An 18,458-nucleotide genomic window follows, 5' to 3' on the forward strand; every position below is an offset into this window, starting at 1 on the left:
AATACCCACACCGATTCCGACAACGCCCCACAACACCAGCACCGCAAACCTACGTAGGAATCAACCTCCCCGAACCAAACAAACAACCAACCCACTGACTCCACACAGCTTGACAGCCTGCGCTTTAGGGCGGTTCCTCTCTCACATCCCATCGCCTTTTCGGCGGTTCCTCTATCACATCACTGCGGACGAATGTGCTTAGCTGGCTCCTATGGATGGGACAGCTCCGCAGTTAGGCGTCCACTGGGATGGCGCTGTGAACGCTTGGCGGATCGCGGGGGACGTGTACAGGATGGGTCGCCACGAGTGGGTTACCGAAGTCGGCTGGCGCCAAATGTACGACGACGGCGTCCGCACTGTCATCGATCTGCGCGCCTCGGGCGAGCGGCGGCAACGCGACACCGATCCCGAGGTGCCGGACGACGTGAAGGCTCGGATCGACGTCGTACATTGCCCCACGGAGGACCCTGGCCATAGCCATTTCGGCGAGCTCTTCGGCCCGTATCTGAAGGATCCGGCACAGTATGGCGACTATGTGAGGCTGTTTGCGGGAAAGATTGCGGCGGTCTTCAAAGCCATCGCGGCCGCGCCTGGCAAGGTTGTGATTCACTGCTCGGCCGGCAGGGATCGCAGCGGGGTGATCGCACTCATGTTGCAACGTTTAGCCGGTATAGGTGATGACGAAATCCTGCGCGGCTACGAACTTGCGGCCCGGGGGATTAATGAACGGCACCGAACTCACGGGGCACCGCATGCGCACGATCCCTATCTTTCGGGCGAGGAATTTGAGGCCTGGTTGGAGCACAAACGTGCGGGCGTGCGGACATTCTTGGGTTCGCTGGATGTCGAATCGTTCCTGGCGCGGAATGGAGTCACGGACGCAGAAGTGACGGCGATCCGCGCCAAGCTGCGGTGATGTGAGAGAAGGATGGCCCGAACCGGGCGGTATGTGAGAGAACGATGGCCCAAATGGGGCGGTATGTGAGAGAGCGTCGCGAAAATTGCTGCTGTACTCCTCCGGGCATTCATGTACCCTGTATATATTACCGAACGGCCGGTCAGTAATGTTTGCGGTCCCGCAGACCCAATGACCGAGCCGATTTCACGTGCCTTGGAAGGACCCGTCGACGATGACCACTACCGCAGTCGCCCCGGAAACCACAGCCGTTGCAACCGTCCCCAGCTATGTCCAGGATGCCTGGTGGACGCCCGCTCCTGATGCCAAAACCGTCCCGGTCCGTGATGCCAGCACCGGAGAAGTCCTGGCCAACGTCAGCACCGACGGACTGGACTTTGCCGCCGTCGTAAATCATGGCCGCACCACGGGCCAAGCGGAACTTGGCAAGCTGACTTTCCACCAGCGCGCGCTCAAGCTCAAAGAGCTTGCCATGTACCTCAACGGCCGGCGTGAAGAGCTGTATGAGTCCTCGTCGCAGTCCGGCGCGACCAAGATCGACAACATGATCGACATCGACGGCGGCATTGGCGTTCTCTTCACTTTCGGATCCAAGGGGCGCCGTGAACTGCCCAACTCGCAGGTTGTGGTGGACGGCCCGATGGAGGTGCTGTCCAAGGACGGTTCGTTCGCCGGCGAGCACATCTACACGCGTATTCCTGGTGTTGCGGTGCAGATCAACGCCTTCAATTTCCCTGTCTGGGGCATGTTGGAGAAGTTCGCGCCCGCCTTCCTGGCCGGCGTTCCAACCATCGTCAAGCCGGCCACGCCAACGGGTTACGTTGCAGCTGCCGCCGTCAAGGCGATCGTCGAGTCCGGCATCCTGCCCGCGGGCTCCCTTCAGCTGATTTCCGGGTCTGCCCGGACCATCCTGGACGAACTGGATTACCGCGACCTCGTCTCCTTCACGGGCTCGGCGTCTACTGCCAACTCCTTGAAGGGCCATCGCAACGTGGTCCAGGGCGGCGTCCGTTTCACGTGCGAAACCGACTCGCTGAACGCCGCGATCCTTGGCCCCGACGCCGTTCCCGGCACTCCGGAGTTCGACGCGTTTGTCCGGGCTGTCGTCACTGAAATGACCGTCAAAGCCGGCCAGAAGTGCACCGCCATCCGCCGCGTGATCGTCCCCAAGGAACTCACCTCCGAGGTCGCCGCAGCCATCGGAGCCCGTATCAACGAGCGCGTGGTGGTTGGTGATCCTCGTGCCGAGGGTGTCACCATGGGCGCGTTGGCTTCGCTGGAGCAGCTCGCGGACGTCCGCGCGGCCGTTCAGTCAATGCTCGACGCCGGTGGTGAGCTTGCGTACGGATCCCTCGATTCGCCGTCGGTCACCTCGGTTGGCGGTGCCGTGGGGGTCGTGGAAGACGGGGCGTTCATGTCTCCAGTGCTCCTCAACTGGGCCAACGCCGAAGCCGAAGAAGTCCACTCGCTTGAAGCTTTCGGCCCCGTCTCCTCTGTGATCGGATACTCGGATCTCGCTGACGCCATCCGCCTCGCTGCCAAGGGCTCGGGCTCGTTGGTGGTGTCCGTGTGCACCAACGATCCTTCCGTGGCACAGCAACTGGTACTCGGAATCGCAGCGCACCACGGCCGCGTCCACATGCTTAACCGCGAGGACGCCCGGTCCTCCACCGGCCACGGCTCGCCCGTACCGCACCTGGTCCACGGCGGTCCCGGCCGCGCAGGTGGCGGCGAAGAACTGGGCGGTATCCGCTCCGTCCTGCACCACATGCAGCGCACCGCGATCCAGGGCTCGCCGAACATGCTCACCGCCGTCACCGGTCAATGGCACACGGGTGCTGACCGCAACTTCACGGTGGAAACCGAAGGCGAGCACCCTTTCCGGAAGCACCTCTCGACGCTGAGGATCGGCGACGCCGTTCGTTCCGATCTGCGCCAGGTGACCCTCGAGGACATCACGGCCTTCGCCAACTCCACGGGCGATACGTTCTACGCCCACACCAACCAGGAAGCCGCCGAGGCGAACCCGTTCTTCCCGGGCATCGTCGCGCATGGCTACCTGCTCCTGAGCTGGGCTGCCGGGTTGTTCGTTGAGCCCGCGCCGGGTCCCGTTCTGGCCAACTACGGCCTGGAGAACCTGCGCTTCATAACCCCAGTGGCTGCCGGCGACTCCATCCGCGTCACGTTGACCGCGAAGAAGATCACTCCCCGCGAGACTGACGAATACGGCGAGGTTGCCTGGGACGCCGTGCTCACCAACCAGAACGATGAAATCGTAGCAACGTACGACGTCCTGACCCTCGTGGAAAAGTAACCCCAACGTAGAAGCAACGCGGGGTCACTTGCGGCCCATGTTCACAGCAAACATGGGCCCTAAGTGACCCCGCGTTGCTATTTACCGGGCGCTGGATTCCCGGAGATTCAACTGGGGCACCCAATCCTGGCTCTCGGCGGAATTGCCCTGGATGGCATCGATCAACGCGTCCGCCATTGCAGCGCCCTGAAGATCGAGTTTGGTCCCCACAGTCGTCAGCCTGGGCCGCAATTGCTCGGCCAACAGGACTTCTTCGCAGGCCACCAAGCCAATTTGCCCCGGGGCTCCCAAACCGGCGTCGGCCAGTGCGGACATTGCCCCCAAAGCTACGGATACGCTGGAGGCCACAATGCCTTCCGGGCGGACGGGGCCGGAGAGCAAGCCCTGTGTCGCTGCGCGGGCGGCGTCCGTGCTGTACTCCGTCACGGCGAGCATGGCGTCGGCCGCTGAGTGCCCGGCTTCTGAACAGGCCCGCAGATAGCCCTGCTTCAGGAGCGGAGAAAGGACCGACGACGCACCCCCGCCCAGCAGGGCAACCGGCCATCGTTCCTGGTCCAGCAGGTGCTTGGTGGCTTGATAGGCCACGGATTCGTAATCCGTGGTCATGACCAAGGTCGCGATCCCTGCCAGCTGGGGAGTGCCGAGCAGGACCTTCGTATCGCGCTCTTCGGCTTCGCGGATCGCAGCCCGCACGGCGTCGGTATCGATGTCGTCACCCGTTGCCAGAATGACCCCGTCAACACCCTGCAGAGGCAGGGATTCGAGAAGCCGCTCCAGACGCGTGATGCTGTGGTCCAGGTCGCAGAGAAGGACGCTGTATCCGCGCCCTTCAGCGGCGTGGGCAACGGCCTTGGCGAGCTGGCTGTGGAACGGCTGGGCGATGTCGCCCACCAACAGCGCGATGGTGTTGGAACGACCGCTGCGCAGGCTGCGGGCCGCGCTGTTCAGCACATAGTTCAACTGCGCGACGGCGTCCATCACCTTGGTGCGCGTCTCCTCTGCAACAGAAGATGGCGCTGTAAAAACACGCGAAACCGTAGCGCGGGAGACGCCGGCCGCCCGCGCCACATCGAGCATGGTTGCTGGTGCCGCGCTACTTACCGTCATGGGATCTGATGGTATCGAGAAACAGCGATGCGTAGCGACGTCCGTCAACACCGAGAGCGACGTCAATGCTGTCCCGGCTTAGGTAGCCGTGCGCGAGCGTTGCCTCCGAGGCCTTCGTCCTGCGGTCCACCACGGTCTGCCCCCGGGTCAGGGGGTTCGAAAGGCTGACCTCAACCCGGTGGCGATGGGTCACCAGGCCTTCCGGATCAATCACGGCGCACACAGCACCAGCGTCGCCGATGCCCGCCGATCCGGGCGAGGTCAGCCGGAAGTCATCCGCATTGACCTTCGCCAGATGGGTCAGAAGGTGACCGCTTAGCCGGCATCCGGCGTCGTCCGATTCCCTCAGCAGCTCAATGTCGGGTGCCTCGATCGCCACGGAATAGAACACATCCAGTCCATACATGGTGATCGGCAGGCCGCTGCTGATCACGATTTGGGCAGCCTCGGGATCGTGCCACACGTTGAACTCGGCCACCGGCGAGGCATTGCCAACGGCCGCCGAACCGCCCATGAAAACGATCTGCCCGATGTTCGCCGCGACTTCAGGATACGTCCGCAGCAACAGCGCGATGTTCGTCATCGGGGCCAGCGGCACCAAGACAACAGGCTCAGGACTCGCCAGGATCTCGCGGCGTAAAAGCTCGACGGCGTGAATCGCCTCGGGCTTTCTGGCCGACGGTACCCAGCCAAGATCGGCCAGCCCGTCCCCGCCGTGGACGTGGCCGGCGTCGCGGGGTTCTTCGAGCAGGGGCCTGGCGGCCCCTGCTGCCACTGGAACACTGGTTGCGCCGACGGCTTCGAGGACCGTCAGGGTGTTGCGGACCACGCCTTCCAGGCTGGTGTTTCCCGCCACGCAGGTGACGGCCCGGAGGTTCCAGCCGGGGTGACGAGCGGCCAGCATCAGGGCGAGGGCGTCGTCCACCCCGGTGTCCACATCAAGAATCAGTTGTCGCATATTTCTACTCCGTGGATTCAATGAGCTCGGCGAGGTCCTCAAGGTCCGGGGTGTCCCTGAACCGCAACACTACGCGGTCCATCGCTGCCTCGGGGAAGGCGAACGGTGCCTCGTACTCCGCGGAAACCGTACTGACCGGGTCTGCGCCGATGTCCATTCCCCAGAACGACAGGTGGCTTGATGTGGCGCTGATGGTTGTAGCCGCAACCACCTCGTCCTGATGAAGCAACTCCGCCAGCGCGGCTTTGTCGTCTCTTGGAGTGAGGCGTAGGCCCACGGTCTGCGGTCCGGTGGGCAGCACGACGTCCGACTTCACTACATCGCGGACGCCCAAGGCATGGTGCTCGAAGATCAGGACATCGTTGCGAACGTAGAGGACGTAGCCGCCTTGCTGATTGCCGCTGGAAACCAGGACTCCCTCCATGCCCGGGCTGAAGTCCTCCAGGTGGACCGTGAACTCAAGGGCGCGGTCGCTGCCCGTGATCGCGCTGGCCAGGGGAATGTGGCTCTGCCCCGGCCGGAAGACGATCTCCTTGCGATTGACCAAGCCAGCGGGACCCCGGGCGGTGAGCAGTTCCACCAAGGTACGGTCATCCAAGGGGAAGGCCCCCACCCGCTCCGCTTGCTGCCACCACAGTTCCTGCAAGGCCTGCAGCTGTTCCAGTTCAGTGGCTGCGAGGTCGTGCGCCTCGGCGAAGTCTTCCCGGGTGTTGTACAGGCGCCAGTCGTCCCGGCTGTAGTCCTCGCCATGAACGTGGGCTGTGACGGCTTTCCAGTTGCCTTGGCGGATGGCCCGGTGGCCGAGCATCTCCCAGAATTGCGTTTCGCGGGGTTCCTTCGCCTTGGCGTCGACGAACGTCGCAACTGCCGATCCGCCGTCGAACGTTGTATCCGTTTCTATGCCCGCGGCCTCCAGCAAGGTGGGCATGATGTCAATGGCGTGCAGGAACTGGCCTCTGACTTCTCCGGCTTTCTTGATCCCCGCGGGCCAGGAAACGACAAGCGGCGAACGAACGCCACCAAGGTCAACGAACTGCTTGTAGCGGCGGAACGGCGTGTTGCCAGCCATGGCCCATCCTTCGGGATAGTGCGCGCCACCCAGGGGACCGCCGAGCTTCGGCAGCAGGCTGACCTGCTCGACGGCGGGCCTGCGGACACCCGAGTACGGCGCGTTGCAATCGACGTCGCCTGTGGGGCCGCCTTCGCGGGAAGCTCCGTTGTCCGACATCACCAGGACGATGGTGTTCTGGTAAAGGTCCATGGCCTTCAGCGCCTCAACAACGCGCCCAATCTGGGCATCAGCGTGCTCCAGGAAGCCAGCGAAAGCCGCCTGTAAGTGGGTGAAGACGTCCTGTTCGGTGCTGTCCAAGTCCTCCCATGCCCGGACCTCTGCCAAGCGTTCCGTCAGCGCTGTACCGTCCGGAACCACGCCCAGTTCCACTTGCCGCTTCAGCCGATCGCTGCGGGTGGCGTCCCAGCCCTTGGTGAAAACGTCGATGTACTTTTCGATGTACTCCCTGGGCGCCTGGAAAGGAGCGTGTGTGGCCCCCAGCGCGAGCTGCAGGTAGAAGGGAGCGTGTGGACGGTAGGTGGTGTGGTCCTTGAGGAAGCGGATTGATTGCTCGGCCAGGTCTTCGCTGAGGTGGTAACCGTCCCGGTCCGGCGGCTGGATGCTGTGGTTGTCGGCAATCAGTTCGGGGGAGTACTGGTCAGTGCAGCCGTCGAGGAACCCGTAGAAGCGGTCGAATCCGCGGCTCAGGGGCCAGTTGTGGAAAGGGCCCGCGGGGGTGAGCTCGTTCAGGGGCGCCAGGTGCCACTTACCGGCAAGGAAGGTGCCGTAGCCGTTGCTTCGGAGCAGCTCCGGGAGCATCGGCACGTCCGGACGAACGCAGCCGCGGGAGTTGGGGAAGCCAGTATCCGCGTCGGCCAGGAAGCGCATGCCCACGGAGTGGTTGTTGCGGCCCGTGAGCAGGCTGGCCCTTGTGGGGGAGCAGAGCGGGGTCACGTGGAAATTAGTGTACCTGAGTCCCTGCCCGGCCAGTCCATCGATTGCGGGAGTGTTGATTTCCGAGCCGAAGCAGCCAAAATCGGACCATCCCGTGTCATCAAGGATGACCATGAGAATGTTGGGTTGTGAGCCGTTGGCTCCGTGCTGCTCGGGCCACCAAGCCTCGGATTCGGCAACTGTGGTGCCGATGCGGCCGAGAAATTCGTGCTGCATTACTGCGGTTCCGTTCTGTTTCGGGACGAGATGGCTTTAGAGCTGGGAAGCAGCCACGGACTCGGGGGAGGGCTGGGAAACGTTGGCCAGCCGGGTCTTGCGGGATGTCAGGTACAGCGCACAACCGAGGGCGATCAGCGCCACGAGCATGAGATATCCGGAGATGCTCCAGGTGGCGCCGCCAGCGTTGTTCTGGAGGGCTTGGGCGATCAGCGGACCAAAGCCGCCGCCGATCACAGTGGCTACCTGGAATCCAATGGACATGCCCGTGTAGCGGACCTTCGGATCCAGCACCGCGGCAAAGAGCGTGGCCTGCTGGCTAAAGAGCATTCCAACGATCAGGCCGTTGGCGGACATCACCAGGAACAGTGCCAGGACGCTCTTGGTCTCCATGAGCCAGAACATGGGGAAGGCCCAGAGTGCCAAGGCCGCGGTGGCGGTGACCAGGACCCGTCGTGGGCCGAAACGGTCGGAAATGATGCCTGAAATTGGCGTGATGATCAGATTGGTAATGGAGGACGCAATGTTGGCCATCAAGGCCACGGTGGGACTGATGCCCAGGGTAGTTGTGGCGAAACCGATGATGAAGACGCCCTGCATGAAGCCGAGTGTTGTATCGCTGACGTGCACGCCGATCATGGCGAGGATCTGCTTGGGATACCGGCGCAGCGCCACAATCAGTGGCAGCTTTTCCTTGGCGGCGGGAACCGCCACGGTCTTCTCAAAGTCCGGGGTCTCCGTGATCTTCAGACGCAGGATGAGTCCAAAAATCACCAGAACGACGCTCAGCAGGAACGGGATGCGCCAGCCCCAGGCGAGCAGGTCTGCCCGGGATAGTGTGCCCGTGAGGATGGCTACGACGCCGCTGGAGAGAATGACGCCAATGGGAGCACCCGCCTGGACGAGGCTGCCAAAGAAGCCGCGCTTGGCTTCGGGTGCATGCTCGACGGCGAGCAGTGCTGCACCGCCCCACTCACCGCCGAGGCCAATTCCTTGGAGGAAACGGAGCGAGACCAGCATGATCGGTGCCCACACGCCCACTTGCGCGTAAGTGGGCAGGAACCCGATGCCTACAGTAACCAGGCCGGTGAGGAAGAAGGTGAAGAGGAGCATCTTCTTACGACCAACGCGATCGCCCAGGTGGCCGATGACGATGCCGCCAAGCGGCCTTGCAACGAATCCGACGGCGAACGTGCTCAGTGAGAGGACTGAGGCAAGGCCGGGATCGCCACTGGGGAAGAAGACTGCTCCGAAGACGAGCGCAGCCATAGGGCCGTAGACGAAAAAGTCGTAGTACTCCAGCACCGAACCGATAGTGCTGGCGGTGGCGGCGGTCCACGGCGATGTCTTGCGTGGAGCCGTGGACGGGCGCTTCGAATGTGGGGCGTTCATGTTAGTCCTCGTCGATTAACAGTATCTTTGGGATCGATCTCATTCATGTCCCCAACGAAAGCAATGTATGGATGGGATCGATCTCATAAAGGTAGGTGATGCCCGTCACGCGTGTCAAGGGGTGTGCGTGAGGCTCAAAACCGGTCCTCTCTCACATCCTGCGGGTTTTTCCCGGTTCCTCTATCATCTCCCGACGCGTTTTGGCGCTTCTTCTCTCACATCCCGGTTCTGTAAGGTCCCGGGGGTCCTTCCGGGCGTAAAATTTTCTGCGTAGGAGGTGGCCCAAATGCATCTAGCCCTCAACACAGCCACTACTGTCCTGCCCGTCGATGACATGAGCCGTGCCCGCATGTTCTATGCGGAGAAGCTCGGCTTGCCGCACCGCGGCAGAACCTGGGATGGAAATGATTTGTTCGGCTACGACGGCGGTCCCATGCTGCAGTTGTTGCCAGTTACGGACGGTAAGCACTCCGGTCACACCGCCCTCAGTTTCGAGGTACACGACATCGAGCGTCTGGTTCAGGAGATGGAAGGAAAAGGCGTAGTTTTCCAGGACTACGACGAAGCCGACATCAAAACGGAGAACCATATCTGCACCACGGACGCCGAAAAGTGTGCCTGGTTCATGGATACCGAGAACAACGTGCTCTGCATCCATGAAACTCTTGGCCAGCAGGCCGAATACCAGCTCTGAACGTCAAGTCAACAAACGCGAAACGCTTTCCCGCATCGCGCGGGGAAGCGTTTCGCGTCTATGGGCGTGGATGTGAGAGAAGAACCGGGAAAAGACGTCGGGACGTGCGAGAGGAACCGGGAAAAGACCCGCGGGATGTGAGAGAAGAACCGGGAAAGGACGTCGGGGTGTGAGAGAGGAACCGGGAAAAGACGTCGGGGTGTGAGAGAGGAACCGGGAAAAGGCGTCGGGATGTGAGAGAGCGTCAGGCGGCGGTGTGGAGGCCGTCGAATGCCATGCTGATGACGTCGTCGGCTAGTTTCTCGGGGGAGAGTGACCCGCCTGGCTTGTACCACTCCACGATCGAGTTGATCGTGCCGAACAAGAGCCGGGTGACCGTGCGGGGATCGATGTCCTGTCGCAGGGAGCCGTCTTGCCGGGCAGCGGCGATGAGTGCGGCAACCTTGTGGTCGAAGGCGCGCCGGCGTTCAAGGGCGTCGCGTTCGATCTCGGTATTTCCCCGCAAGCGCAGCAGCAAGGTGACGAACGGCAGCCTGTCAACCAGCACCGCGATGGTCTGCCGGAGCACGAACTCGAGCCTCGCATCGGCCGGCCCGGAGGTGGCGGCGGGCTCGTCGAGGATCGCCTCCAAACCTCCCAGTGCGTGGTCTAGGGCGAGCTTCAGCAGATCGCCCTTGGACGGCACGTGGTGGTAGATGGCTGACTTGGAGATCCCGAGGTTCTCCGCCAGGATGCCCATGGACGTTGCATCGTACCCGTGGCGGTTGAAGACGTCGACGGCGACGCGGAGCACCGACTGCTGGTCGTAACCGGGCCGTCCGCGCTTGGTGGTTGTCTCAGTAGGCATGGTGGCATTTTCTCACGATCTCTAGACGGGCTGCCGTTCAGCGACGCCGCATGTCAGCCCTTTGGCCGCAGGTCGTAGATCCGGCGGAGCTTCCCGTTGGAACGCTCAAGGGAGCCGGGGTCTACAACTTCAACTACGCAAGAAGACCCCACGTGAATCTTGATCTGTTCGCGCAAGGTGCGGGCCGCCGTCGTGCTTGTCTCTGCGGGGACGTTCTCGCGCCTCTCGATTTTCACGGTCAGCGAATCCATGCGCTTGCCCTCGGGACGGGTGATTTCGAGCTGGAAGTGCGGGCTAAGCTCGGGGATGCGCAGGGCGATTTCCTCGATCTGGGAGGGGAAAAGGTTCACGCCGCGCAGGATGATCATGTCGTCGCTGCGGCCGGTGATGCGGCCCATCCGACGGTGGGCCGGGCGGGCGGTTCCGGGGAGCAGGCGTGTGAGGTCCTTGGTGCGGTAGCGGATGATCGGCAGCGCTTCTTTGGTGAGGGACGTGAAGACCAATTCGCCGGGTTCGCCATCGCCCAGGACCGTGGAGTGATCGAACGGATCGATGATTTCGGGTCGGAAATGGTCCTCCCAGATGTGGCAACCGTCCTGCGTTTCAACAGCTTCGCCAGCCACTCCCGGGCCCATGACTTCGGAGAGCCCGTAGATGTCCGAGGCCTTGATGTTCATGGTGGTTTCGAGTTCGTGGCGCATCTCTTCGGTCCACGGCTCGGCGCCCAGCACGGCGAATTTGAGTGAGGTGGACGTGGGGTCGATGCCCTGGTGCGCCATCGCGTCGGCGATGGTCAGCAGGTACGTGGGGGTGGCCAGGATGGCGTCAGGCTTGAAGTCCTGGATGAGCTGGATCTGGCGTTCGGTCTGGCCGCCGGACATCGGGATGACCGTGCAACCGAGCGCTTCAGCTCCAGCGTGTGCCCCGAGGCCGCCGGTGAAGAGGCCGTAACCGTAGGCGTTGTGGACCTTCATGCCCGGACGAACCCCGGAGGCGCGCAGGGAACGGGCCACCAGGGTTGCCCAGTTGGCGAGGTCGTTCTTGGTGTAGCCCACCACGGTGGGACGCCCGGTGGTGCCGGAGCTCGCGTGGATGCGTGCCACCTGGTCCTGCGGGACGGCGAACATGCCAAACGGGTACTCCAGGCGGAGGTCTTCTTTGGTGGTGTACGGGAACTTGCCGAGGTCGCTCAGCTCGCGGAGGTCGGTGGGGTGCACGCCGGCTTCATCGAACTTGCGCTTGTACAGCGGCACGCGATCGTAGGCGTAGGCCACCGTGTGCTGCAGGCGGCTGAGCTGTAGTGCTTCAAGTTCGTCGCGGGACATCGTTTCTTCGCGGTCCAAGATGGGGGCGGCGGGAGCGGCGACGGTGTTCTGGGTCATCTGGAGTTCCTACTTCTTGGAGATGGTGCGGCTGCGGCCCCGGAACTCTGCAATGAGTTCTCCGGGATCTTGATCGGGGGTGGCGCCCGCGGCGCCGGGTGAAGCCGCGTAGATCTGGATGTCGTAGAGGCCGCTGCGGCCGGTACTCGCGCGACGGTTTGCGACGGCGGTAATCACCTGGCCTTCGAACGCGGGCTTGATGAAGTTGATGTCGACGCCGGACGCCACCGTGATGTTGGCGGCTTGCTTCGGCGTGGGGTTGGCCGGGTTGCAGGCCAGTGCGAAGGCTGTGTCCGCGAAGGCGAAGATCATTCCGCCGTGGGCCATTCCGAATCCATTGAGCATTTCCTGGCGGAGGTGCATGCGGATGGTGGCATGGCCGTCGTCGATCTTGAGGACCTCAATGCCCATCCATTCAGACGCGTAGTCGTTCGTCAGGATGTGGTGCGTTGCACCGGAGAGGGTTGTTTCAACCATGCGTCATTGCCTCCAGCTTTTTTTACCGAATGTTCATTAGGTAATCCCAGTTCGGCCCAACTGTCAAGGCTGGACAAGCTCGGGGCGAGGATTTGGACGAGGCTAGTAGCCTCGTAGACATGCCCGAAATTGAGCTTCCGATCACGACCGAACGACTCATTCTGCGGCGTTTCGAGGCCGAGGACCTTGAGCGGTTCCACGCCTATCAGTCGCTGCCGGAAACCGCCCGGTACCTGTTCCGAAACGAACTGAGCAAGACGCAATCCATGGAGGTCCTGGGCCGCTACGCGAATGCAAAGTTCATGCATGAAGGCGACTGGGCCTGCCTCGCCATCGAACGCCAGGACCGCCCGGGACTCATGGGCGAGATCGTGCTGAAATGGCTGGAGGGAACAGGCCAGGCTGAGCTTGGCTGGATCCTCCACCCCGAGGGCAGGGGGCAGGGAATCGCCACGGAGGCGGCGGAGGCCGTCATGAAGTTGGCGTTCGGCCAGTTGAACTTCCACCGCATAGACGCGAAACTCGACGCGCTAAATACGGGGTCCGCCGGAATATGCAAACGCTTGGGGATGCGGCTGGAGGCCACGCTTGTGGACAACTGGCACTACAAAGGCCAGTGGGCCACCGAGAACATTTATGCGATCCTCGACTCCGAATGGCGGGCGCGCCAAAAGGGCGCCTGACACGGCCGAAACAGCCACCAGGCCGCAGACCCAAGCCAGCCCACCGCCGTCGTGCGTTAATCCTGGATCGGCCAGGTCTTGTGGTGCTTCAGCTGTTCGGTAAGTTGTGCTTCCGGTAACGGCCGGCTGAAGTAGTAGCCCTGCCCGCTGGTGCACCCGATGCTGAGCAGGAAGTCTGCCTGCTCGGCCGTTTCGATTCCCTCCCACACGGCACCGAGGCCGCACGCCCGAATGAGTTGCAGGACTGCCGCGAGGAGGGCGGGCTGCGCGGGGTCGCTACCGAGTGCCGAGAGGAGCGTTCGGTCCACCTTGACGGCGTGCACGGGCAAGCGGCGGAGGTAGTCAATGGAGGAGTAGCCGGTGCCGAAGTCGTCGATCTCCATCTCGATGCCCAGCCGTCGGAGGCTGTTCAGCGTGTAGCGGTCAAGGTCGTTGCCTTGAATGACAGCGCTTTCTGTCAGCTCCAGAACCAGCAGCGAGGGGTCCAGCCCGGCCGAGGTCAGGGCTTCGCGGACGTCCTCCACGAACTCCAGCCGCTGGAGGTCTGCGGCGGACACGTTGATGCGCATGTTGAAGTCGTGGCGCCCCGTCAGGGGGTCGCTGCGCCACCGCTGCAACTGCTCGACGGCGGTGCGCAGCACCCAACCGCCGAGATCGGAAATCATCCCCGTTTCCTCGGCAATGGGGATGAATTCATCGGGCATGATCATGCCGCGAGTGGGGTGGTTCCAACGGACCAGGGCCTCGACGCCTTCAATTCCCCGGGTGTCCAAGCGGATGATTGGCTGGTAGTAGAGCACCAGCTGCGAACCGGCGATCGCTTCCTTGAGCTCACCCACGAGTTGGTTGCGCAGTTGCCGGGCAAGGAGCATGTCCGCGTCAAAAACCTTCAGTTTTCCGCGCCCATCCGCCTTGGATTCATACATGGCGATGTCCGCTTCCATCATCAGTTCCTCGGCGCTCTTGCCGGGATCTGCCATCCGAAGGCCCATGCTGGCGCCGCATCGTACGTGCTGGCCGTCGATCTCCATCGGATCGTCCATGGCAGCGAGGATCCGATTACCGATGGAAGCCGCCTTGGCCGGGGTAACGTCCTGCAGCAGGACCGCGAATTCGTCGCCGCCCATGCGGGCCACCATGTCCTCCTCGCGGACGGCAGCGCTGATGCGGGCTGCCACCGTTTCCAGCACTTTGTCTCCGATGCTGTGGCCAAGGGAGTCATTGACGCCCTTGAAGCCGTTCATGTCCATCAGCAAGATGCCTGGCCGTTGGTTGCCATTGGGGTCCCGGTCGAGGGATTCGGCTAGCGCGGCGGCGAAGGCGGAGCGGTTGTGAAGGCCTGTGAGGGGATCGGTCATGGCCATATGCTGCATTTCGCGGTGGGCCTCGTGCAGCTGCCGGGTGCGGGCTGCCACCCGCTGCTCCAGCTCTTCATAGACAATCTGGAGGTCCTCGGCAAGGAGGTTGGTACCCATGATCACGGCGTCGATCTCGTCGCGGGCATCAGAAATTTCAATCCTGGTGTTCAGGTCTCCCGCGGCAAGCCTGACGATGCCATCAAGCAGCCACCCCAGGCGTGGATCTGATGCGGCATTCGAGTTTTCCTCGGACATGGTCACTCCCCGTGCGGTTCGCCTCGCTGATCAACCATATCCCGGAGGTACTCGCGAACGGCCGAGCTTCGATCAGGCAGCGCTGCCTGATCGAAAAGGCTTGCGGTTTCGCTGAAGGTCGCCACGGCTTCTTCCCTACGGCCCAAGGCAAGCAAGGTTCTGGCCAGAAGGAAGTGCGACTCCGCGGAGGTTTGGGTGGCGAGGATGGAAGACCGCGCGCACAAGGGCTCAAGGATGGTGAGGGCTTCATGCATGTCGCCGTTGAGATAGTTCCAGTGGGCGCGGACCAGGGACATTTCCAAATGGTCCCGCTCGGAACCGCCCACGATGTCTGTGGCGAGCTCGGCCCGCTCAATGCATCGGAGCGTGGCGGCATCACTCAGCCGGGCCTGAAGACGCATTTCCGCCGAGGCGCGATTGAAGCGGGCCCACAAGTCCACGTCCTTGGATGGAGACAGCCGTTCGGAGGCAAGATCGTGGTACCGGCTGCCATCCTCAACCCGGTTTGCCAGGAAGGCGACATTGCCGATCACCCAGTAGCCCTTGCCCGCGGTGTCTTCGTCAATGTCTTCGGTCAGTAGGGATTCCAGCTCCAAGCACTCACGCCAGGCATCGTCCAGCAAGCGGCTTTCGGCAAGGGAGGCAATGAGTGCACGCTGTGCGAGGATCTGCACGTACACCAGGTCCGCGTCCCGGGCCGCCAGTTTGGCAGCGTCCGCGGCCATGGCAGCGGCCTCCGCCAGACGCCCCAGCCCCTGCAGGGCGACTGCAACCATGGTCCCGGCTTTGGCCCCAAGCTCAGGTGAGGACGCCGTGAGCTCGTGCTCGTTCAGTTCCAGTGCCAATGCCAGGTATTCATCGATCCGGCCTTGGTCCCGGAGGCATTCCGCCTGCAGGTAACGCATGTTCCACCAGGACACTTCATCCCCGGCATCAGCGGCAAGCTGTGCAGCTTCACCGGCTAAGCGAAAGGCCTCGTCAAAGTGCCGTTCTTTCCATTTTGTGCGCGCATTGAGTCCGGCTACAAGATGGGGTGTTAATTGTGGACTCTGCATGTGCCCATTATCCATGTCCTTGAAGAAGAAAAGCTCGTATAGTTTGTCTCGTGACTTTATTCAAGTCACACCGGTAATTCGCATCAGTATGAAAGGGCACAGCGGATGAAGAAATTTGCGGCAACACTGCTCATGGCAGCAGTCCTGGCAGTAACGGGGCTCGCTGCTCCGGCTAATGCCGAGCCTTCGCAGGACAGCAACAGCACGGCAATCGGCTGGTGGCCGAACAGCACTACCACCAAGACGGAAACCACCACCATAGGTTGGTGGCCGAACTAAATTGGGGGAGCGCCTTTCAAGGCCACATGACTCAAACTGATGCCTCGGGCCATTGCTCGGGGCATCAGTTTTGTTGCGGACTGTGTCGCGGATTAGTGACTTTGCGGGTCAGGTTCCGGCCAACGGTTGACCGGCCTGTCATGGCAGGGTTCATGGCGTCACGAGGCCGTCAAGTGGCAAGGAATGCGCAGTCAACTGGTAATTTGAGGGCGTCAACGGGCCCTTCGGGGACCGTTCAGGGCCCCTAGGGACCGCCTACCGGCAACTCGACCGACACCGTAGTCCCGGAGCCCAAGGTTGAGTCGAAGACCATCCGCCCCATATGCCGGCTGATGATGTCCTGGGCGATCGCCAGCCCCAGGCCACTTCCGGGAACAGCAGCTGCCGTGGCGTTGGAGGCGCGGTAGAACCGCGTGAAGATGTGGGGAAGATCGTGTTCGGGGATGCCCAAACCTGTGTCTGCCACTTTGACCAGCGCTGCACGGCCACCATCTGCCGAGGCAAACATCGAACTCGTGATGCCTACCCGTCCACCTGCCGGGGTGAACTTGATGGCATTGGCCACGATGTTGGTGAAGACCTGTTCCAGCTTGGCTTCATCGGCGGTGACCTCCACGTCCTCGGTTCCCTCAGTGAAGGACACAGCCACGTGCCGGGACTCTGCCAGAGGCCGCAGGGTGGCCACCACCACCTGGAGGAGCTTGGCAATGTCCACAGGTTTGAGGTCCAGGTTGCTGCCGTCCTGCATGGACACCGTCAACATGTCCTCGATGAGCCGGCGGAGCCTGTCGGAGTTCCTGGCGATCACATCCAGCATCTTGCTGATGCCCTCAGGAACAGGGCCGCCCGAACCGTCCCTGATCATGTCCAGATAGGCCGTGATCGAGGTCAGGGGCGTCCGGAGTTCATGGTTCACCGTCGCCAGGAAGTCCGTCTTGGCCTTGTCCAACTGCCTGAGCTGGTGCAGCACGCGTTGCTGGGCGCTGATGAGGTGACCCTGAATGAGTCCGTGCGCCACATTGCCGGCGACGTGCTGCATCAATGCGATCTCAGGCCGGGTCCACTCGTGCCGTTCCTCCACCGTGGTGAGAAGGATGATTCCCAAAGCTGCCCCACCTTCGCCCACAGGTAGGAGCACGGACGAGACCGGGTTGAGCTCGCAGGACCATTCCTTCAGCGCCTGGGTGATCCTGGATTCCGGCTGGGTTCGGTGGTCGGTCACAGCAAGAACGTCAGCTTCGGCCCATAGCCTGTTGGCTGCCTCGACGATCAGCTTCTCGCTGTCGCCCAATCTGGCGGGGAGCATCGGCGTGCCGGGGCGGTTCCATTGGGCGCGGATCGAGGGAACGCGTTCGTCCCGGAAGGTCGCAAACCAGACGTGGTCCACGCCGAGGGCTTCGCCGAAACCCCTCACCACGTGGTCAGCAATGAGCTGGGGATCGTTGGTTTGCCGGATGGCGGATGACACGTTCCGGAGGCTTTCGCGGAGTGCTTCTACTTCTCCCCGGGACCGGGCACGCTCCCGGGATCTGCCAATCAAGGTTTCTACGCGGTAGACAAGTTCATCGGCACGCACCGGGTTGATCACATAGTCCACGACGCCCCACGCCTGGGCTTCTTCGAGGTCCAGGGATTCGCCGGCATCGAGGAGCAGCAGCACTGGAACGCCAGGACTGCGAAGGCCATGTGCCAGGGAGTTCTCCAGCACCAGTACAGCGGGACTGCCGGTTTCCAGCCGTGCGGCCATAGACGCGGCATCTGCAGCGGTGAAAACTTTGAACCCTGCGGCCTTGAGCGCAACCGTCGTTAAGGCCAAGCGATCAGCGTCTGAATCCGCCACGACGGCGGAGCGGGAAACGTGCTGCACATCGGCCCCGTTCTTACCCACTGAGCCCCCTCCGTTACAACGTTCGTTCACCGTAATTCCAGATTTGGCAACACACTATCAGCGCCACCGCGGGCTGCGGCCCAGTAGGGGCAATTCGTGCTCATTTACGTCGCCGCATGGGGTATTGCGTCGGGGAAGAGAGCCTTTACATTCGGAGCCGGATTCGGCAGCCTAGAGGGTGAAAGCCCAGGGGGAGGCTTCGTCCTCCTGCCGTCCGCGAGGAAACGCCAAGGAGATCAGTGAGCCAGCCAGCAGCACCGCAAGACCACCAAGAGGTGACGTTCGAGCTGGAACTCGAAGACTCAGGAATCCTCCGGCTAACGTGGCCACGCGGTTCCAGGATCCAGCAGGCGGACGCGCAACGGGCGATGGACCGGGTCAACGAGATCTGCGGTGAGGCGCGCCACCCGATGATTGTGGACATGGCCACAACGGCAGACGTCACCAGGGGCGCCCGTTCCGTGTTCGCCAAACCCTGCCAGGCCTCACGGATCGCCCTCTGGGGTTCGTCTCCCGTGGACAGGGTCATCGCCAATTTCTTCATTGGGATCATGAAACCGCCGTGCCCCACCAGATTCTTCACGTCCGAAACAGAAGCCCTGCTTTGGTTGAAAGAGCAGTAGCGCCACCTA

16 protein-coding genes are annotated in these 18,458 nt (G+C 62.5%); 6 read left to right on the plus strand and 10 right to left on the minus strand.

Going from position 1 to position 18,458, the window contains the following annotated elements; translation table 11 throughout:
* Positions 1-211 precede the first annotated feature (211 nt).
* Positions 212-916 (plus strand): tyrosine-protein phosphatase, encoded by a 705-nt coding sequence (locus tag KSW38_RS18215; protein WP_216926354.1) that lies wholly within the window; start codon positions 212-214, stop codon positions 914-916.
* A gap of 214 nt (positions 917-1,130) precedes the next feature.
* Positions 1,131-3,230, plus strand: a complete 2,100-nt coding sequence (paaZ, locus tag KSW38_RS18220) for a phenylacetic acid degradation bifunctional protein PaaZ (protein ID WP_216926355.1) — start codon at positions 1,131-1,133, stop codon at positions 3,228-3,230.
* A gap of 81 nt (positions 3,231-3,311) precedes the next feature.
* Here paaZ and KSW38_RS18225 read toward each other — a convergent pair whose 3' ends face one another.
* From KSW38_RS18225 to KSW38_RS18240, 4 genes are read right to left on the minus strand one after another with little or no spacing between them, the layout of a single operon-like run.
* Positions 3,312-4,337, minus strand: coding sequence for a LacI family DNA-binding transcriptional regulator (locus KSW38_RS18225; protein ID WP_216926356.1), 1,026 nt, complete (start codon positions 4,335-4,337; stop codon positions 3,312-3,314).
* Entirely contained in the window at positions 4,324-5,295 is a 972-nt protein-coding gene (locus KSW38_RS18230) for a nucleoside hydrolase (protein ID WP_216926357.1), read from the minus strand. Before KSW38_RS18230 ends, KSW38_RS18225 begins: the two co-directional genes overlap by 14 nt.
* A gap of 4 nt (positions 5,296-5,299) precedes the next feature.
* The gene (locus KSW38_RS18235; RefSeq protein ID WP_216926358.1) at positions 5,300-7,516 is read right to left on the minus strand and encodes an arylsulfatase; all 2,217 of its coding nucleotides are present in this window, start codon (positions 7,514-7,516) and stop codon (positions 5,300-5,302) included.
* 36 nt (positions 7,517-7,552) lie between these two features.
* On the minus strand, positions 7,553-8,908 hold the full coding sequence (locus KSW38_RS18240) for an MFS transporter (protein WP_216926359.1): 1,356 nt from the start codon (positions 8,906-8,908) through the stop codon (positions 7,553-7,555).
* 286 nt (positions 8,909-9,194) lie between these two features.
* Between KSW38_RS18240 and KSW38_RS18245 the strand changes: the two genes are divergently transcribed.
* The gene (locus KSW38_RS18245) at positions 9,195-9,602 is read left to right on the plus strand and encodes a VOC family protein (RefSeq protein ID WP_216926360.1); all 408 of its coding nucleotides are present in this window, start codon (positions 9,195-9,197) and stop codon (positions 9,600-9,602) included.
* A gap of 244 nt (positions 9,603-9,846) precedes the next feature.
* On the opposite strand, the gene KSW38_RS18250 is transcribed toward KSW38_RS18245, so the two are convergent.
* From KSW38_RS18250 to KSW38_RS18260, 3 genes are read right to left on the minus strand one after another with little or no spacing between them, the layout of a single operon-like run.
* On the minus strand, positions 9,847-10,449 hold the full coding sequence (locus KSW38_RS18250) for a TetR/AcrR family transcriptional regulator (RefSeq protein ID WP_216926361.1): 603 nt from the start codon (positions 10,447-10,449) through the stop codon (positions 9,847-9,849).
* Positions 10,450-10,502: 53 nt separating this feature from the next.
* Positions 10,503-11,831, minus strand: coding sequence for a phenylacetate--CoA ligase PaaK (paaK, locus tag KSW38_RS18255; protein ID WP_216926362.1), 1,329 nt, complete (start codon positions 11,829-11,831; stop codon positions 10,503-10,505).
* A 9-nt stretch (positions 11,832-11,840) separates the two neighbouring features.
* Positions 11,841-12,308 carry a hotdog fold thioesterase gene (locus KSW38_RS18260; protein WP_216926363.1) on the minus strand — a complete coding sequence of 156 codons (468 nt, stop codon included), beginning with the start codon at positions 12,306-12,308 and terminating at the stop codon, positions 11,841-11,843.
* A 119-nt stretch (positions 12,309-12,427) separates the two neighbouring features.
* Here KSW38_RS18260 and KSW38_RS18265 point away from each other — a divergent pair, with 119 nt between their 5' ends.
* The gene (locus tag KSW38_RS18265) at positions 12,428-12,991 is read left to right on the plus strand and encodes a GNAT family N-acetyltransferase (protein ID WP_216926364.1); all 564 of its coding nucleotides are present in this window, start codon (positions 12,428-12,430) and stop codon (positions 12,989-12,991) included.
* A 56-nt stretch (positions 12,992-13,047) separates the two neighbouring features.
* On the opposite strand, the gene KSW38_RS18270 is transcribed toward KSW38_RS18265, so the two are convergent.
* Positions 13,048-14,604: a putative bifunctional diguanylate cyclase/phosphodiesterase gene (locus KSW38_RS18270; RefSeq protein WP_216926365.1), complete on the minus strand. Its 1,557-nt coding sequence runs from the start codon at positions 14,602-14,604 to the stop codon at positions 13,048-13,050.
* 2 nt (positions 14,605-14,606) lie between these two features.
* Positions 14,607-15,659: a CDC27 family protein gene (locus KSW38_RS18275; protein WP_216926366.1), complete on the minus strand. Its 1,053-nt coding sequence runs from the start codon at positions 15,657-15,659 to the stop codon at positions 14,607-14,609.
* Between the two features lie 105 nt (positions 15,660-15,764).
* On the opposite strand from KSW38_RS18275, the gene KSW38_RS18280 reads away from it, so the two are divergent.
* Positions 15,765-15,938, plus strand: a complete 174-nt coding sequence (locus KSW38_RS18280) for a hypothetical protein (protein WP_216926367.1) — start codon at positions 15,765-15,767, stop codon at positions 15,936-15,938.
* Between the two features lie 244 nt (positions 15,939-16,182).
* Here the strand turns inward: KSW38_RS18280 and KSW38_RS18285 are convergent, their stop codons facing one another.
* Positions 16,183-17,826: an ATP-binding protein gene (locus tag KSW38_RS18285; RefSeq protein WP_216926368.1), complete on the minus strand. Its 1,644-nt coding sequence runs from the start codon at positions 17,824-17,826 to the stop codon at positions 16,183-16,185.
* A 239-nt stretch (positions 17,827-18,065) separates the two neighbouring features.
* Here KSW38_RS18285 and KSW38_RS18290 point away from each other — a divergent pair, with 239 nt between their 5' ends.
* Positions 18,066-18,449: a DUF7793 family protein gene (locus KSW38_RS18290; RefSeq protein ID WP_216926369.1), complete on the plus strand. Its 384-nt coding sequence runs from the start codon at positions 18,066-18,068 to the stop codon at positions 18,447-18,449.
* The last annotated feature ends 9 nt before the right edge of the window (positions 18,450-18,458 follow it).

Origin of the sequence: Paenarthrobacter aromaticivorans (assembly GCF_019038615.1) — a bacterium.
Lineage (GTDB): Bacteria > Actinomycetota > Actinomycetes > Actinomycetales > Micrococcaceae > Arthrobacter > Arthrobacter aromaticivorans.

Excerpts from the sequence above, each read along its gene's own strand:
- KSW38_RS18215 (WP_216926354.1), top strand. The coding sequence starts at position 212 with ATGGATGGGACAGCTCCGCAGTTAGGCGTCCACTGGGATGGCGCTGTG.
- paaZ (WP_216926355.1), top strand. The coding sequence starts at position 1,131 with ATGACCACTACCGCAGTCGCCCCGGAAACCACAGCCGTTGCAACCGTC.
- KSW38_RS18225 (WP_216926356.1), bottom strand. The coding sequence starts at position 4,337 with ATGACGGTAAGTAGCGCGGCACCAGCAACCATGCTCGATGTGGCGCGG.
- KSW38_RS18230 (WP_216926357.1), bottom strand. The coding sequence starts at position 5,295 with ATGCGACAACTGATTCTTGATGTGGACACCGGGGTGGACGACGCCCTC.
- KSW38_RS18235 (WP_216926358.1), bottom strand. The coding sequence starts at position 7,516 with ATGCAGCACGAATTTCTCGGCCGCATCGGCACCACAGTTGCCGAATCC.
- KSW38_RS18240 (WP_216926359.1), bottom strand. The coding sequence starts at position 8,908 with ATGAACGCCCCACATTCGAAGCGCCCGTCCACGGCTCCACGCAAGACA.
- KSW38_RS18245 (WP_216926360.1), top strand. The coding sequence starts at position 9,195 with ATGCATCTAGCCCTCAACACAGCCACTACTGTCCTGCCCGTCGATGAC.
- KSW38_RS18250 (WP_216926361.1), bottom strand. The coding sequence starts at position 10,449 with ATGCCTACTGAGACAACCACCAAGCGCGGACGGCCCGGTTACGACCAG.
- paaK (WP_216926362.1), bottom strand. The coding sequence starts at position 11,831 with ATGACCCAGAACACCGTCGCCGCTCCCGCCGCCCCCATCTTGGACCGC.
- KSW38_RS18260 (WP_216926363.1), bottom strand. The coding sequence starts at position 12,308 with ATGGTTGAAACAACCCTCTCCGGTGCAACGCACCACATCCTGACGAAC.
- KSW38_RS18265 (WP_216926364.1), top strand. The coding sequence starts at position 12,428 with ATGCCCGAAATTGAGCTTCCGATCACGACCGAACGACTCATTCTGCGG.
- KSW38_RS18270 (WP_216926365.1), bottom strand. The coding sequence starts at position 14,604 with ATGTCCGAGGAAAACTCGAATGCCGCATCAGATCCACGCCTGGGGTGG.
- KSW38_RS18275 (WP_216926366.1), bottom strand. The coding sequence starts at position 15,659 with ATGCAGAGTCCACAATTAACACCCCATCTTGTAGCCGGACTCAATGCG.
- KSW38_RS18280 (WP_216926367.1), top strand. The coding sequence starts at position 15,765 with ATGAAGAAATTTGCGGCAACACTGCTCATGGCAGCAGTCCTGGCAGTA.